Annotated in this window: 14 protein-coding genes; 8 read left to right on the top strand and 6 right to left on the bottom strand. The window is 68.9% G+C overall.

The window, feature by feature from the left end:
• Positions 1-106 precede the first annotated feature (106 nt).
• Together ACOMG5_RS12550 and ACOMG5_RS12545 are read right to left on the bottom strand one after the other, a co-directional pair.
• Complete coding sequence (locus ACOMG5_RS12550) at positions 107-1339, bottom strand: CmpA/NrtA family ABC transporter substrate-binding protein (RefSeq protein WP_420344147.1); 1233 nt, start codon at positions 1337-1339, stop codon at positions 107-109.
• 22 nt (positions 1340-1361) lie between these two features.
• A complete protein-coding gene (locus ACOMG5_RS12545; protein WP_420344146.1) occupies positions 1362-1949 on the bottom strand; it encodes an ANTAR domain-containing response regulator in 588 nt (195 codons plus the stop codon).
• A gap of 83 nt (positions 1950-2032) precedes the next feature.
• Here ACOMG5_RS12545 and ACOMG5_RS12540 point away from each other — a divergent pair, with 83 nt between their 5' ends.
• From ACOMG5_RS12540 to ACOMG5_RS12505, 8 genes are all read left to right on the top strand, one after another.
• Positions 2033-2344 carry a hypothetical protein gene (locus tag ACOMG5_RS12540; protein WP_420344145.1) on the top strand — a complete coding sequence of 104 codons (312 nt, stop codon included), beginning with the start codon at positions 2033-2035 and terminating at the stop codon, positions 2342-2344.
• A gap of 104 nt (positions 2345-2448) precedes the next feature.
• Positions 2449-3786 carry a CmpA/NrtA family ABC transporter substrate-binding protein gene (locus ACOMG5_RS12535; protein ID WP_420344144.1) on the top strand — a complete coding sequence of 446 codons (1338 nt, stop codon included), beginning with the start codon at positions 2449-2451 and terminating at the stop codon, positions 3784-3786.
• Between the two features lie 11 nt (positions 3787-3797).
• Positions 3798-4700, top strand: a complete 903-nt coding sequence (gene ntrB, locus ACOMG5_RS12530) for a nitrate ABC transporter permease (protein WP_420344143.1) — start codon at positions 3798-3800, stop codon at positions 4698-4700.
• An 11-nt stretch (positions 4701-4711) separates the two neighbouring features.
• Positions 4712-5506 carry an ABC transporter ATP-binding protein gene (locus tag ACOMG5_RS12525; protein ID WP_420344142.1) on the top strand — a complete coding sequence of 265 codons (795 nt, stop codon included), beginning with the start codon at positions 4712-4714 and terminating at the stop codon, positions 5504-5506.
• A 4-nt stretch (positions 5507-5510) separates the two neighbouring features.
• Positions 5511-7940 carry a nitrite reductase large subunit NirB gene (nirB, locus tag ACOMG5_RS12520; RefSeq protein ID WP_420344141.1) on the top strand — a complete coding sequence of 810 codons (2430 nt, stop codon included), beginning with the start codon at positions 5511-5513 and terminating at the stop codon, positions 7938-7940.
• Positions 7937-8272 (top strand): nitrite reductase small subunit NirD, encoded by a 336-nt coding sequence (gene nirD, locus ACOMG5_RS12515; RefSeq protein ID WP_420344140.1) that lies wholly within the window; start codon positions 7937-7939, stop codon positions 8270-8272. The genes nirB and nirD overlap by 4 nt, the downstream gene beginning before the upstream one ends.
• 17 nt (positions 8273-8289) lie before the next feature.
• Positions 8290-9051: a uroporphyrinogen-III C-methyltransferase gene (gene cobA / locus ACOMG5_RS12510; protein WP_420344139.1), complete on the top strand. Its 762-nt coding sequence runs from the start codon at positions 8290-8292 to the stop codon at positions 9049-9051.
• Positions 9048-13043, top strand: coding sequence for a molybdopterin-dependent oxidoreductase (locus ACOMG5_RS12505; protein ID WP_420344138.1), 3996 nt, complete (start codon positions 9048-9050; stop codon positions 13041-13043). The genes cobA and ACOMG5_RS12505 overlap by 4 nt, the downstream gene beginning before the upstream one ends.
• A gap of 38 nt (positions 13044-13081) precedes the next feature.
• On the opposite strand, the gene ACOMG5_RS12500 is transcribed toward ACOMG5_RS12505, so the two are convergent.
• From ACOMG5_RS12500 to ACOMG5_RS12485, 4 genes are read right to left on the bottom strand one after another with little or no spacing between them, the layout of a single operon-like run.
• Positions 13082-13513, bottom strand: a complete 432-nt coding sequence (locus tag ACOMG5_RS12500; RefSeq protein WP_420344137.1) for a c-type cytochrome — start codon at positions 13511-13513, stop codon at positions 13082-13084.
• Positions 13510-13950, bottom strand: a complete 441-nt coding sequence (locus tag ACOMG5_RS12495) for a c-type cytochrome (RefSeq protein ID WP_420344136.1) — start codon at positions 13948-13950, stop codon at positions 13510-13512. Before ACOMG5_RS12495 ends, ACOMG5_RS12500 begins: the two co-directional genes overlap by 4 nt.
• Entirely contained in the window at positions 13943-14452 is a 510-nt protein-coding gene (locus ACOMG5_RS12490) for a methylamine dehydrogenase light chain (RefSeq protein ID WP_420344135.1), read from the bottom strand. The genes ACOMG5_RS12495 and ACOMG5_RS12490 overlap by 8 nt, the downstream gene beginning before the upstream one ends.
• Positions 14453-14467: 15 nt before the next feature.
• Positions 14468-15061 carry a redoxin domain-containing protein gene (locus ACOMG5_RS12485; protein ID WP_420344134.1) on the bottom strand — a complete coding sequence of 198 codons (594 nt, stop codon included), beginning with the start codon at positions 15059-15061 and terminating at the stop codon, positions 14468-14470.
• Positions 15062-15067: the final 6 nt, after the last annotated feature.

Raw genomic sequence — 15067 nt, 5'->3', positions numbered from 1 at the left:
ACAACCCCCACCCGCCACCGAAGCCGTCCGCAGCTCAGCCGCTGAACGCAAAAACACACCCGTCAGACACAAGCTCCGGGGGGCTCAGACAAAGACCGCCAAGGGATCAATCATCGCCGCCGCTGGCGCGCAGGCTGCGGACGCCGAAGGCCTCCACATATCCCGGAATGTCGCGCGGATCGAAGCAGAGCCCGTCGATGAACGGCCCCATCGCTTCGCCGCGCGGGGCAGGGGGCGCAATCCCGAGTGCTTCGCAATAGAGATCCGGGCGCGACGAGGCCGCCGCGGCCGCTGCCTGCTCCGGGCTGTATCCGGCCTGGCCCCAGCGGATCATCTGGCTGTAGATCCACCGCGCCAGATCCGGATCCGGGTAATTCGCCTGCGCGCGGTGAAACACGAAATAATCCGGCAGCACCCGGCGGTTGCCCTTCGCATCCAGGCAGAATTCGCCCGAGAGCACATGGCGGATGATCGGCATCGGCGCGCCCAGGAGCCGCGGCTGCGCCAGCAGATCGGCCAGCGCGTCGTGGTTCTCCGGCTGGTCGCACCAGCGCGCGGCCGCGTCCAGTGCCACGATCAGCCGCGATACGGTCTCGGGGTGCTCCGCCGCCCAGTCCGGGCGCAGGCCGATCACCTTTTCGGGTGCGTCGGGCCAGATGTCCTGCTTGGCCGCGACGATCCGCCCGACGCCCAGCTCGGAGGCGACCATGTTCCACGGCGCGCCGACGCAGAAGCCGTCGATCTCTCCGGCCGCCAGCGCATCCGAGGTAAGGGGCGGCGGTACCACCACCAGCCGCACGTCGCGGTCCGGGTCGATGCCGCCCGCCGCCAGCCAGTAGCGGAACTCGTAGTTGTGCGAGGAGAACGGATAGGTGACGCCGAAGGTCGGCGGGGCCTCGCCCGCCGCGCGCATCTGCGCCAGGACCTGCGCCAGCGCCCGCGCATTTTCGAGCGCGGAGGCGAGATCCGCGACCCCGGCCACCGCCTGCATCCGCTCGAAGAGCCGGGCCGAGAGCGTGATCGCATTGCCGCCGCGGCCGAGCGCGAAGGGCGTGATCGTGGGGGAGGGGTTCGAGCCGAGGCCCAGCGTCGCGGCCACCGGCATCGGCGAGAGCATGTGGGCGATGTCGAACTGGCGGAACGCCAGCCGGTCGCGCACATTGGCCCAGGATACATCGCGGATCAGCGCGAGCGAGAGCCCCTCGCGCCCGGCGAAGCCGAGCTCCGCCGCCGCGATCAGCACCGAGGCATCGACCAGCGGGATGAACCCAGCCCGCAGCGCCCGCGGGCCCTCGCTGCGGATCGCGGCCGGGGCGGCCTTCGGTTCGGTGTCACTCATGCGCGGCCCTCCTGTCCCCGGCTCACATCAGCAATCCGGCCGCGGTCACGACGCTCTGCGCAACCTCGGACAATTTGACATTCTCGTTCATCGCGGTCTGGCGCAGCAGCGCGAAGGCCTCTTCCTCGGTCATGTTGCGCGCGCGCATGATCAGGCCCTTGGCGCGCTCGATCACCTTGCGCTCCTCGAGCGCGCTGCGCGCCTCCGCAAGCTCGCGCTGCAGCCGGCTGAAGGCCTTGAACCGGCTCACCGCCATATCGAGGATCGGCTTCACCCGCTCCTTCTTCAGCCCGTCGACGATATAGGCCGAAACGCCCGCCTCCACCGCCGCCTCGATCGAGGCGCTGTCGGAGCGGTCGACGAACATGGCGATCGGCCGGCTCACGGTGCGCGTGAGCTGGAACAGATGCTCCATCATGTCGCGGTTCGGGTTCTCGATATCGATGAAGATCACATCGGGCTGCTGCGCCTCGATGATACGGGCAACGCCGCGCACCTCGTGGATCACGGTCACCCGCAAGTGCCCGGCCTCGCGCAGCCCCTCCTCGATGATCGAGGCGCGGATGACGTTTTCGTCGATGATCAGGATCGACAGATCAGCCTGCGACATGATCTGGCTCCCGGAGTAGCATAGGGCTGGTCATCAAGGTGTTCATGCACAGGAAAGGGCGGCGCCTGCCGGGCGCTTTCCGGATGACCATGACGCCTGAATCGGGCGATGTCCACGCCAACTTGGCCTTTGCGATCAACTGTTTCCCGGCGCGCGGGCGGGTGCTCTGGGGTCGTTCTTTTTACATTTCGCACAAACCGTGGGCGATGGGCGGAAAATGCCTTTTGCTTTTTCAGCTTGACGTTAACGGGAACCGTTTTTGCGCCCTCGGGCTGCGAAATTTCTCGCAAGACTGGGGGGCTATCGGCACATTCATCATGAAATCGGTGCAAAGGCGTGCTGATTCTACTCTGTTCGCGACGATGCGGACACTTCCAGGCAATGTGGCTGCGTAACGTTTTGATCCTTCGCGGGTCATCGGCTCTCGCAGCATATCCGTTTCCCAGACATCAGACACGGCCCGGAGTTCGGCCGGTCGTCCGCAGAGGATTTTCAAGCCATGACCACCCGCATCACCAAAACCGCCACCGCGAACGCCGCCACTCTGGACGCTGGCCTCATGAACCGCCGCGCCCTGCTGAAATCCGGCGCGGGCCTGCTGGCCACGGTGGCGGCCGCGCGCAGCCTGCTGCCCGGCGGCGCCTGGGCCGCGCCTGCCACGCCCGAAGTCACCGGCGCGCGCCTCGGCTATATCGCGCTGACCGATTCCGCGCCGCTGATCGTCGCCAAGGAAAAGGGCCTGTTCGAGAAATACGGCATGCCCGATGTGAGCGTCGAGAAGCAGGCCAGCTGGGGCGCGACCCGCGACAACATGGCGCTCGGCTCGCAGGGCGGCGGCATCGACGGCGCGCACCTGCTGCGCCCGAACGTGCATCTCTATTCCACCGGCAAGGTGATGCAGAACAACGTTCCGCTGCCGATGTATGCCCTGCTGAACCTGAACGAGAACTGCCAGGGCATTTCGGTGTCGAACGCCTACAAGGACCTCGGCGTCGGGCTGAAGACGGGCGGGCTGCGCGAGGCCTTCGCGCAGAAGAAGGCCGCCGGCACCCCGGCCACCGTCGCGATGACCTTCCCGGGCGGCACCCACGACCTGTGGATCCGCTACTGGCTGGCTGCGAACGGCATCGACCCGAACAAGGACGTCAACCTGATCGTGGTGCCGCCGCCGCAGATGGTGGCGAACATGAAGGTCGGCAACATGGATGCGTTCTGCGTGGGCGAGCCCTGGAACGAGCAGCTGGTGCACCAGAAGATCGGGTTCACCGCCACCACCACCTCTGAAATCTGGATGCGGCACCCGGAGAAGGTGCTCGGCATGCGCGCCGACTGGGTCGATGCGCATCCGAAGGCCGCCGTCGCGCTGATGAGCGCGGTGATGGAGGCGCAGATGTGGTGCGAGAAGATGGAGAACAAGGACGAGATGGCGAAGATCGTCTCGTCGCGCCAGTGGTACAACGTCCCGGTCAACGACATCGTCGGGCGGATCAAGGGCGACATCAACTACGGCAACGGCCGCGAGGAGAAGGGCACGCCCTATCTGATGCGGTTCTGGGGCGAGAAGGGCGAGACCTCCTATCCCTGGAAGAGCCTCGACAGCTGGTTCATCACCGAGAACAAACGCTGGGGTGTCTTCGGCGCGGATCTCGATGCGAAGGCCCTCGTCGACAAGACCAACCGCTCCGACCTGTGGCTGGAGGCCGCCAAGGGCCTCGGCCTCGACACTGCGGGCTTCGGCGACAGCCGCGGCACCGAAACCTTCTTTGACGGCAAGACCTTCGACCCTGCGAACCCGCAGGCCTATCTGGACAGCCTTTCCATCAAGGCTCTGGCGTGAGGAAGCCCGATATGACCGTTTCCCCGATGAAAGCCCCCGAGACCGGAGCGGTGCAGGCCGCCACTCCGGAAAAGCCCAAGGCCAGCGTTTCGGTCCTGCCGGCCGCGCGCCGCGCCAATGACCGGCTCGCGCGCTTCGGCCGCTTCGTGCTGCGCCAGGTGGTGCCGCCGCTGGTGATACTGGCTGCGCTGCTGATGATCTGGCAGGTCGCCTTTTCCGGCGAGGGGTCGGGTCTGCCCACCCCCGCGCAGGTCTGGTCCGATTCCTCCGAGCTGATCCTGCATCCGTTCTATGTGAACGGCCCGCAGGACATCGGCCTCGGGCTGCGCGTGCTCACCTCGCTCGAGCGCGTGTTCTATGGCTTCGGCCTCGCCGCGGTGGCGGGGGTCCTGATGGGTGCTGCGATCGGTCAGTCCGACTGGCTGATGCGCGGCCTCGACCCGATCTTCCAGGTGCTGCGCACCGTGCCGCCGCTGGCCTGGCTGCCGATCTCGCTCGCGGCCTTCATGGAAAGCGGCCCCTCGGCGGTGTTCGTGATCTTCATCACCGCGATCTGGCCGATCCTGATCAATACCGCGGCCGGGGTCCGGGCGATCCCGCAAGATTACCGCAACGTCGCCGCCGTGCTGCGGCTGAACCAGGCCGAATTCTTCGTGCGCATCATGGTGCCCGCCGCCGCGCCCTATATCTTCTCGGGCCTGCGCATCGGCATCGGCCTTGCCTGGCTCGCCATCGTCGCCGCGGAAATGCTGACCGGCGGCGTGGGCATCGGCTTCTTCATCTGGGATGCGTGGAATTCCTCGCACCTGTCCGACATCATCGTCGCCCTCGTCTACATCGGCCTTGTCGGCTTCGTCCTCGACCGTGTGGTCGCCTGGATCGGCCGGGTCGTGTCGCGCGGCACCGCAGCCTGAGGAGACCAGTCATGAGCTATCTGAAGATCGACAATGTGGCGAAGCGCTTTGAAGGCAATGGCCGGGTGGCCGAGGTCCTGCGCGACGTGAACCTGCGCATCGGCAAGGGCGAATTCGTCTCGGTCATCGGCCATTCGGGCTGCGGCAAATCCACGCTGCTGAACCTGGTGGCCGGGCTGACCCCGGTGAGCTCCGGCGGGATCACGCTGGAGGGCGCCGAAGTCCGCGCCCCGGGCCCGGACCGGGCCGTGGTGTTCCAGAACCATTCGTTGCTGCCCTGGCTGACCGTGTATGACAACGTGAAGCTCGCGGTGAACAAGGTGTTCGGCCGCAAGAAGAGCGCCGCGGAGCGCCACGACTGGATCATGCACAACCTCAATCTGGTGCAGATGACCCATGCCGCGGACAAGCGCCCGGGCGAAGTCTCGGGCGGGATGAAGCAGCGCGTGGGCATCGCCCGGGCGCTGGCGATGGAGCCGAAGATCCTGCTGCTGGATGAGCCCTTCGGTGCGCTGGACGCGCTGACCCGGGCGCATCTGCAAGATGCGGTGATGCAGATCCATGCCCGCCTCGGCAATACCATGATCATGATCACCCATGACGTCGACGAGGCCGTCCTGCTCGCCGACCGGATCGTGATGATGACGAACGGCCCTTCGGCCACGGTGGGCGAGGTGCTGCATGTGCCGCTGGCCCGCCCGCGCGACCGGCTCGCGCTGGCCAATGACCCGGCCTATCTGGCGGCGCGCGGCGCGGTGCTGCGCTTCCTTTACGAACGGCATCAATTCGTCGAAGCGGCGGAGTAGGCATATGGCAAAGCTCGTCATCATCGGCGCGGGCATGGCTTCGGGCCGCGCGCTGGAATACCTGACCGAAGCGGCGCCCGGCGCCTGGGACATCACGCTCTTCAACGCCGAACCCCGCGGCAACTACAACCGGCTAATGCTCTCGCCGGTACTCTCGGGGGAGAAGCGCTACGAGGAGATCGTCACCCATGACGACGCCTGGTACGCCGAGCGTGGCATCGCCACCTGCTTCGGCGCGCCTGTGAGCGCGATCGACCCCGCCCGCAAGGTCGTGGTCTCGCCCCTGGGCGAAACGCCCTACGACAAGCTGGTGATCGCCACCGGCTCCGCGCCCTTCATCATTCCGGTACCGGGCAAGGACCTGCCCGGGGTGATCTCCTTCCGCGATCTCGACGATACCAATGCGATGACCGCAGCCGCCGCCCGTGGCGGGCGCGCGGTGGTGATCGGCGGCGGCCTGCTGGGGCTGGAGGCGGCGGCCGGGCTCGCGATCCTCGGGATGGAGGTGACCGTCATCCACCTGATGGGCCATCTGATGGAGCGGCAGCTGGATCCGGCGGCGGGCTACCTGCTGCAGAAGGACCTGGAGCGCCGCGGCATCCGCGTGCATTGCAAGGGCGCCACCAAGGCGATCCTGGGCACGGACCGGGTCACCGGCGTGGAGCTCGAGGACGGCACCGTCTATGACGCCGATCTGGTGGTGATGGCGGTGGGCATCCGCCCGGAGACGCGGCTCGCCCGCGAGGCCGGGCTCACCGTGAACCGTGGCCTCGTGGTGGATGACGCCATGGTCACCTCGGACGCCGATATTCTCGCGCTCGGCGAATGCGTGGAGCATGACGGGCGGCTCTTCGGTCTGGTCGCCCCCCTCTACGACCAGGCCAAGGTGCTCGCGGCGACGCTGATGGCGGAGGCCGCGGCCTTCCGCCCGGTGCAGACGGCGACGAAGCTGAAGGTGACCGGGGTCAACCTGTTCTCGGCGGGCGATTTCGCCGAGGCGCCGGGGCGCGAGGATATCGTGTTCCGCGATCCGGGCCGGGGCATCTACAAGCGGCTGGTGCTGGAAGGGCCGCGGCTGGTGGGCGCGGTGATGTATGGCGATACCGCCGATGGCACCTGGTTCTTCAACCACATCAAGGACGGGACCGACATCACCGATCTGCGCGAGACGCTGATCTTCGGCCCGGCGGCGGGGGCGGCTTCGGCCGATCCGCTGGCGGCGGTGGCGGCGATGGCGGACACGGCCGAGATCTGCGGCTGCAACGGGGTGTGCAAGGGCACGATCGTGAACACGATCAAGGGCGGCGCGCATACGCTCGATGCGGTGCGCGGCACCTGCAAGGCCTCCGCTTCCTGCGGCACCTGCACCGGGCTGGTGGAGCAGCTGCTGGCGCTGACGCTGGGCGACGAATTCGCCAAACCCGCGGCGCAGCCGATGTGCAAATGCACCGATCACACGCATGAGGACGTGCGCCGGCTGATCAAGTCCATGGCTCTGAAGTCGATCCCGGCGGTGCAGCAGGAGCTGGGCTGGAAAAGCTCCGGCGGTTGCCATTCCTGTCGCCCGGCGCTGAACTACTACCTGCTGGCGGAATGGCCGCTGGAATACCGCGACGACCGCCAGAGCCGGTTCGTGAACGAGCGCAACCATGCCAATATCCAGAAGGACGGCACCTATTCCGTCGTGCCGCGGATGTGGGGCGGGGTAACGACGCCGGCCGAGCTGCGCGCCATTGCCGATGCGGCCGAGAAATACGACGTGCCGATGGTCAAGGTCACGGGCGGCCAGCGGATCGACCTGCTGGGCGTGCGCAAGGAAGACCTGCCCGCGATGTGGGCCGATCTGAATGCGGCGGGGCTGGTCTCGGGGCATGCCTATTCCAAGGGGCTGCGGACGGTCAAGACGTGTGTCGGCTCCGAATTCTGCCGCTTCGGCACGCAGGATTCGACCGGCCTCGGGATCCGGCTCGAAAAGCTGCTCTGGGGGTCGTGGACGCCGCACAAGGTGAAGCTCGGCGTTTCCGGCTGCCCGCGCAACTGCGCGGAGGCGACCTGCAAGGATGTGGGCGTTGTCTGCGTGGACAGCGGCTACACCATCTCCGTGGCCGGTGCCGCCGGGATGGAGCTGAAGGAGACCGAGCATCTCGTCACCGTGCCCGGAGAGGACGAAGCGGTGGAGGTCATCGCGGCCTTCGTGCAGCTCTATCGCGAGAATGCGAAATACCTGGACCGCCCCTACAAATGGGTGGCGAAGGTCGGGCTCGACTGGGTGAAGGAACAGGTTCTCGATGCGCAGACCCGCCGCGCGCTGGTCGAGCGGTTCGAGATCAGCCAATCCGTCTATCGCAAGGATCCCTGGGCCGAGCATGCCCGCCCCGAGGAGCGCGCGAAATGGGCGCCGCTCATCGACCTTTCCCTGGAGGCCGCAGAATGACCAGCTTCATCGATATCGGCAGGCTCAAGGACATTCCGCGCCAGGGCGCGCGGGTGGTGAAAACCGCGCAGGGCTGCGTGGCGGTGTTCCGCACCGCCGACGACCGGGTCTTCGCGCTGGACGACCGCTGCCCGCACAAGGGCGGGCCGCTCTCCGAGGGCATCGTGCACGGCGACCGGGTGACCTGCCCGCTGCACAACTGGGTGTTCGACATGAACTCCGGGGCGGCGCAGGGCGCAGACGAAGGCGCCGTGCGCACCTACCGGGTGCTCGTCGAGGACGGACGGATCCTCCTGGACGCGCGGCAGCTCGGCCGCGCGGCCGTGGCCTGACCCCGAAGAGGTGCCCCATGACCACCGAACCGACCCCGCTGCGCGATCCGCGCGGCTCGATCGCGCTTGTCGGCGCGGGCCCTGGTGCGGCCGACCTGCTCACGCTGCGGGCGCTGGAGCGGATCCGGGCCGCGGATCTGATCTGCTATGACCGGCTGGTGGATCCGGCGGTGCTGGCCCATGCCCGGCCGGAGGCGGAGCGGATCTATGTGGGCAAGGAGGTCGGGCGCCATGCCTGGCCGCAGGAGCGGATCTGTGCGCTGATCACGGCGGCCGCCCGCGCGGGCAGGCGCGTGGTGCGGCTCAAATCGGGCGATCCGTCGATCTTCGGCCGTGCGGCCGAGGAGCTGGCGGCGGCGCGAGCCGCGGGCGTCGCGGTGGAGATCGTGCCGGGTATCACCGCGGCTTCGGCGGCGGCGGCGGCGCTGGGCCGCCCGCTGACCGAGCGCGGCGAAACCGATGCGCTGGTGGTGGCGACGGGCATGTGCCGCCCCGGAGATGACGACCCGGATTGGGGGGCGCTTGCGCGGGCGGGTTGCACGGTGGCGCTCTATATGGCGGTGGGTCGGCTCGCGGAGATCCGCGAGCAGATGCTCGCCTCCGGGGTCGAGGCCGATTGCGAGGTGGAGATCGTCTGCGCCGCCTCCACCGGCCGCGAGCAGGTGATCCGCACCGTGCTCGGCCGCCTCGGCGCCGAGACGCAGGGCGTCGTGGCCCCGGCGATCTTGCTGCTGCGCCGCCCCAAACGCGCCGCGGCCCGGCTCCGGTGCGCCGGATGAGCGCGCGCGAGGTCCGCAGCCAGTGCCCCTATTGCGGCGTCGGCTGCGGCGTCGTGCTGCAGGTGGAAAACGGCAAGATTACTAAGGTGCAGGGCGACAAGGCGCATCCGGCGAATGCGGGGCGGCTCTGCACCAAGGGCAATTCCTGCCATATCCCGGCTTCCGCGCCGGGCCGGGCGGAGCAGGCGATCCTGCGCGGGCCGGAGGGGGAGAGCACGCTGCCGATGGCGGAGGCGATCGCCCGGACGGCGGCGGGCCTGCGCGCGATCATCGAGCGCGACGGGCCGGATGCGGTGAGCCTCTATGTCTCCGGGCAGATGTCGCTGGAGGCGCAATACCTGGCCAACAAGCTCGCGAAGGGGTTCATCGGCACCCGCCATATCGAGAGCAATTCGCGCCTGTGCATGGCCAGCGCCGGGGCGGGCTACAAGCTCTCGCTCGGCTCCGATGGCCCGCCGGGATCGTATGACGATTTCGCGCAGAGCAACCTGTTCTTCGTGATCGGCGCCAATATGGCCGACTGCCACCCGATCCTGTTTCTGCGGATGATGGAGCGGGTGAAGGCCGGGGCGAAGCTGATCGTGGTGGATCCGCGCCGCAATGCCACGGCGGAGAAGGCCGATCTGTACCTGCGGATCCGGCCGGGCACGGATCTGGCGCTGCTGAACGGGCTTTTGTACCTGCTGCATCAGGCCGGGCACACGGACCCCGCCTTCATCGCGGCCCATACCGAGGGCTGGGCCGCGATGCCCGATTTCCTGGCGGCCTACACCCCCGCCAAGGTCTCGGCGATCACCGATATTCCCGAGGCCGATCTCATCCGCGCGGCGCAGATGATCGGCGCAGCCGGGGACTGGATGAGCCTGTGGACGATGGGGCTGAACCAGTCCACCCATGGCACCTGGAACACCAATGCGATCTGCAACCTGCATCTGGCGACGGGGGCGATCTGCCGCCCCGGTGCGGGGCCGTTTTCGCTCACCGGGCAGCCCAATGCCATGGGCGGGCGCGAGATGGGCTATATGGGGCCGGGCCTGCCCGGGCAGCGCGGCGCGGATAGGCCGGAGGACCGCGCGCGGGTGGAGGAGATCTGGGGCCTGCCGCCGGGGCGGCTGCGCGCAGAAAGCGGCGCGGGCACGATCGCGATGTTCGACGAGATGGCCGCGGGCCGGATCAAGGCCTGCTGGATCATCTGCACCAATCCGGTCGCCTCGGTCGCGAACCGGGGCGCGGTGATTGCGGGGCTGGAGGCGGCGGAGCTGGTGATCTGTCAGGACGCCTACCGCGACACCGAGACCACCCGCCATGCCGATCTGCTCCTGCCGGGCGCGCTCTGGGCGGAGGCCGACGGGGTGATGGTCAGCTCCGAGCGCAACATGACGCTCTGCCCGAAAGCGGTGGAGCCGCCCGGCGAGGCGCTGCCCGACTGGCAGATCATTGCCGAGGTGGCGCGCGCGATGGGCTATGGCGCGGCCTTCAGCTATGCATCGGCGGCCGAGGTCTTCGACGAGATCCGCCGCTTTTACAACCCCAAGACCGGCTACGACATCCGCGGCGCGAGCCATGCGCGGCTGCAGGGCGGCCCGGTGCAATGGCCGGTGGCGCCCGAAGGCCCGGCGCGCAACCCGATCCGCTACCTGGGGCCCGAGGGCATCGCCTTCGCCACGCCCTCGGGCCGGGCGGTGTTCCATCCGCGCCCGCATCTGGACCCGGCCGAAATGCCCGATGCCGAATTCCCGATGGTGTTGAACACCGGGCGCCAGCAGCACCAGTGGCACACGATGACGAAAACCGGCCGCGTGCCCACGCTGAACAAGCTGAACCCCGGCCCCTTCGTGGAGATCCACCCGGAGGATGCCGAAGCCCTGGGCATCGGCCCGCGCGATCGGGTGGAGATCCGCTCGCGCCGCGGCCGGGCGGTGCTTCCGGCCGAGGTCACGGATCGGGTCCGGCCCGGGAACTGCTTCGCGCCCTTCCACTGGAGCGACATGTTCGGGGAGGATCTGGCGGTGAATGCGCTGACATCGGATGCGGTGGACCCGGTTTCGCGCCAGCCGGAATTCAAGATCGCGGCGGTGGCGCTGCAGCGGGTTTCGGGGCCGGCGGAGGCTGCGCGCGCCGCCGTGCAGGCCACGGGCGCACCGGAGGCGCCGGTGGAGGCCTTCGTGCGGCTGCTGGAGATCCCGGGCGGCTTCGCGCCGAGCTTCAGCCAGACGGAAATGGCCTGGCTCGCGGGCTTCGCCAATGCGCTGCGCAGCCCCGAAACCGGGCCTGCGGGCGTGCCCTATGTGCCGGAAGATGCACCGTTCCGGCCGGAAACGCGGGCCTATGTGAGCGGGCTTCTGGCCGGGCTTTATGCGCGCGTGCCGCTGCCCGCGGCTATGCCCACGCCGGGGCGGGGCACGGTTCTGGTGCTCTGGGCCTCGCAGACGGGCACGGCGGAGGCGGTGGCGCAGGCGGCGGGCGCGCGGCTGGAGGCCGAGGGATGGGCGGTGCGGCTTTTGGCGATGGCCGATGCCACGCCGGGCGATCTGGCGCAGGCGGGGCGGGCGCTCTTCGTGGCGAGCACTTTCGGCGATGGCGATGCGCCCGACAATGCCACCGCCTTCTGGGCGGCGCTTTCAGGGGATGCGCCCGCGCTTTCGGGGTTGCGCTATGCGGTGCTGGCCTTCGGCGATTCGAGCTACGAGCAGTTCTGCGGCTTCGGCCGCCGGCTGGAGGCGCGGCTGAGCGAACTGGGCGCCGTGGCGCTGGTGCCGCGGGCCGATTGCGAACCGGACCATGAGGAAACCTCGGGCGCCTGGCTGGAGGCGGTGGTCGCAGCACTTGGCGGCGGGGCCGCCGCGCCGGTTTCTGCCCCGCCGGTGGCCGCAGGGATCGGGCGCAAGACGCCGCTCACCACAAGGCTGCAGCGCAACCAGCTCCTGAGCCTGCCGGGCGCGGGCAAGGAGGTGCGCCAGTTCGGCTTCGATATCGCCGGGACGGAGCTGCGCTATGAGGCGGGCGATGCCCTGGGGATCTGGCCGGAGAACTGCCCTGATCTGGTGGCGGAGATCTTCGCGCGGCTGGAGCTGTCGCCCGAGGCGCCGGTGACGCTGGCGGGCCAGGGCACGCTCCCGCTGCAGGAGGCGATGACCCGCCATCTGGACATTTCCCGGGTCTCGAAGGAGCTCTTGCGCGCGCTGGCGGAGCGCGATCCGGGCGCGGTGTTCGCGCCGCTGCTTGATCCCGCGCGGGGTGCGGAGCTGGAGCGCTGGCTCTGGGGGCGGCAGATCGCCGATGTGCTCCATGCCGCGCCGCAGCGGATGGCCGCGCAGGACTGGGCCGGGCTGCTGCGCCCGTTGCAGCCGCGGCTCTACTCGATCTCCTCGAGCCCGCGGGCGCAGGAGGGCGAGGTGCAGCTGACGGTCTCGGTGGTGCGCTACGACTGCGAGGGCCGGGCGCGCAAGGGCGTGGCCTCGGGCTTCCTTGCCGACCGCGCCGGGGCGGGCACGCCGCGGATCTTCGCCCAGGCTTCGGCGCATTTTCACCCGCCGCAGGAGGGCGCGCGCGACGTGATCATGATCGGCCCGGGCACCGGCATTGCGCCGTTCATGGGCTTCCTGCACGACCGCGCCGCCACCGGCGCGCGGGGCCGCAACTGGCTCTTCTTCGGCGAGCAGCGGGCGGCCACGGATTTCTACTACCGCGACCAGATCGAGGCCTGGCAGGCGGATGGCCATCTGACGCGGCTGGACCTCGCCTTCTCGCGCGATCAGGCGCAGAAGATCTATGTGCAGCACCGTATGGAAGAGCAGGGCGCGGCGCTGTGGGGCTGGCTGGAGGGCGGCGCGCATCTCTATGTCTGCGGCGATGCGCTGCGGATGGCGAAGGATGTGGATGCGGCGCTGAAGCGGATCGCGGCGCGCCATGGCGGCCTGTCGGAGGCGGCGGCGGCGGAATATGTGGCGCGGATGCAGAAGGAAAAGCGCTACCTGCGCGACGTATACTGAGGCGGACCCGCCGCAGGCGCGGCGGATCCGGGCTCTGGTCAGGGCCAGGGATAGGGGGCGACGGTCTTGCCCTCGCGCTCCAGCCGTTCGACGAGGGCGCGGCGATAGCGCACCACATCGGCCACCGGCACCGCGCGGCGGCGGGTGACTTCCTCGGCGGTGAAGGCCGGGGCGGGCGCGCCGCCCCAGACATCGACGATATAATTCATCACCTTCGCGATCTCGACATCCGAAAGGCTGGCCGAGATCACCCCGGGGACATGCATCATGTAGGTGCGCCCCTCGTCGTCATTCGCGAGCGTGGAGACCGAGCCGATGAAGGTCGGGATGCCGCCGGTCTCGCTGCCCTTGCCCTCCATGCCGTGGCATCCGGCGCAGCGCAGGACGTAGTTCTCGCGCGCGCCGCGCTCGGCCTGCGCCGCGAAGGGCAGGCCGAAGAGGGCGCAGGCGAGCAGGAGGGTGCGCATCACTCGCCCTTCCGCATCTTGCGCAGATCGGCATGGGCGGGCGGCGTGGCGCGGGCGGTCTTCACCTGCTCCTCGGTCACGCTTTGCTGCACCTGGCCGAAGCTCTGGAGCACATAGGTCGCGACTTCGGCGGCCTCCGCGTCCGAAAGCTGCTCCTGCGCGGGCATGGCGAGGCCGATGTAATCCATGCCGCCCGCGTTGATCTTGCCGGTGAGCCCGGCCGCGATCACGCCCGAGATATACTGCGGCGCCTTGTCGCCGAGCTTTGCCCAGAAATTGTGGCTCACCAGCGGCGGCGCCAAGCCCGGCGTGCCGACCCCGCCCGCCGCATGGCAGGCGGTGCAGTTCTGTTCGAACAGTGCCGCCCCGTCGGCATGCCCCGCCACCGGCAGGGCAATGCCGAGGGCCGCCACTGCGGCAGCCCCGAGGACCTTATTCATCGGCCAGCCCCACGACGACGGAGACCGTGCAGTGATAGCCCTTGTTCTCGTTGGCCATGCACCAGTTGATGTCGTTGTACAGGCCCATGCGGTAGCCGGGGCGCTCGCCCTTCGAGGTGTAGCAGAAGGTCGAGCCCGAGACCGAGGGCTTGCCGCAGCAGTCGTTGTAGCTGACGAGGTAGTCCTTGCCATCCTCGGGGTTCGAGCAGGTGCCGACCCAGCTCACCGCGGAGGCCGAGGAGCCGGGCGGGCAGGTGGTCAGCGAGCCGCCCGAGGTCGAGCACAGGTTGCCATCGAGCGCGCAATGGCGCCAGTAGCTGCATTCGTCGGCGGCTTCGGCGGCGCGGGCGCGGCGGTCGAAGGGCAGCACCGGCGAGATCGCCACGCCCGCGAGCAGGGTTCCCGCCTTGGCGAGGAAGCTGCGGCGACCATTGGTGCGGGCGGTGCGGCGTGCGCCGGCCTCGATCTGGCGGTCGAGGATCTTGAACAGTTTGTCGATCATGACTGTCTCCTTGGGTCAGGCGGGCTGGCCATCGGCGAGCATCGTGCTCTGCACCGAGGGGCGCCCGAGTTCGGCGGCGTTGAAGAGGCTTTCGAGCTGTTCACGGTTGTTCACCAGCCCCTTCGCCTTGATCGTACCCGTGCCGTCGATCAGGACGGCAAAGGGAAGTTTCGCGACCTTGAAGGTCATCCCGAGCTCGGAGGAGAGCGTGTAGGGGAAGTCCGTGAGCTTCTCGCGCGCGATCATCTCCTGGTGCGGGGCGGGCTTGCCGTCCGAGGCCAGGATCACGTCGAGCCAGTCGCCCTCGGCGCGCACCACATCGCGCAGCGCCGGGATCAGCGCCTTGCAGATCGGGCAGGTGGTGGACAGGAAGAACACCACCCGGCTGCGCCCCGGAGCGGCCAGCGCGATCGGCCCGCCGTTCAGGTTCGGCAGGGTGAGCTGCGGCGCCTTCGCGCCGATATCGGGCCCGTTGTCCGAGATCATCGCGCCCACCGGCTGCACCCGCTCCAGCAGCACGCCCACCTGCCGCGCCAGCGCAAAGACCGCCGCCGTCAGCACGAGGACCAGCACCCAGAGGGCTCCGAGGGCAAAGGTCATCAGTTCCATCGTGTT

The sequence above is a fragment of the Paenirhodobacter sp. genome (assembly GCF_041916475.1).
Lineage (GTDB): Bacteria > Pseudomonadota > Alphaproteobacteria > Rhodobacterales > Rhodobacteraceae > Rhodobacter.
This window is presented reverse-complemented; position numbering and strand designations above follow the sequence as displayed.

Bases quoted from the DNA above. Each gene is read 5' to 3' on its own strand.
- ACOMG5_RS12550 (WP_420344147.1), bottom strand. From the start codon at position 1,339: ATGAGTGACACCGAACCGAAGGCCGCCCCGGCCGCGATCCGCAGCGAG.
- ACOMG5_RS12545 (WP_420344146.1), bottom strand. From the start codon at position 1,949: ATGTCGCAGGCTGATCTGTCGATCCTGATCATCGACGAAAACGTCATC.
- ACOMG5_RS12540 (WP_420344145.1), top strand. From the start codon at position 2,033: ATGACCATGACGCCTGAATCGGGCGATGTCCACGCCAACTTGGCCTTT.
- ACOMG5_RS12535 (WP_420344144.1), top strand. From the start codon at position 2,449: ATGACCACCCGCATCACCAAAACCGCCACCGCGAACGCCGCCACTCTG.
- ntrB (WP_420344143.1), top strand. From the start codon at position 3,798: ATGACCGTTTCCCCGATGAAAGCCCCCGAGACCGGAGCGGTGCAGGCC.
- ACOMG5_RS12525 (WP_420344142.1), top strand. From the start codon at position 4,712: ATGAGCTATCTGAAGATCGACAATGTGGCGAAGCGCTTTGAAGGCAAT.
- nirB (WP_420344141.1), top strand. From the start codon at position 5,511: ATGGCAAAGCTCGTCATCATCGGCGCGGGCATGGCTTCGGGCCGCGCG.
- nirD (WP_420344140.1), top strand. From the start codon at position 7,937: ATGACCAGCTTCATCGATATCGGCAGGCTCAAGGACATTCCGCGCCAG.
- cobA (WP_420344139.1), top strand. From the start codon at position 8,290: ATGACCACCGAACCGACCCCGCTGCGCGATCCGCGCGGCTCGATCGCG.
- ACOMG5_RS12505 (WP_420344138.1), top strand. From the start codon at position 9,048: ATGAGCGCGCGCGAGGTCCGCAGCCAGTGCCCCTATTGCGGCGTCGGC.
- ACOMG5_RS12495 (WP_420344136.1), bottom strand. From the start codon at position 13,950: ATGAATAAGGTCCTCGGGGCTGCCGCAGTGGCGGCCCTCGGCATTGCC.
- ACOMG5_RS12490 (WP_420344135.1), bottom strand. From the start codon at position 14,452: ATGATCGACAAACTGTTCAAGATCCTCGACCGCCAGATCGAGGCCGGC.
- ACOMG5_RS12485 (WP_420344134.1), bottom strand. From the start codon at position 15,061: ATGGAACTGATGACCTTTGCCCTCGGAGCCCTCTGGGTGCTGGTCCTC.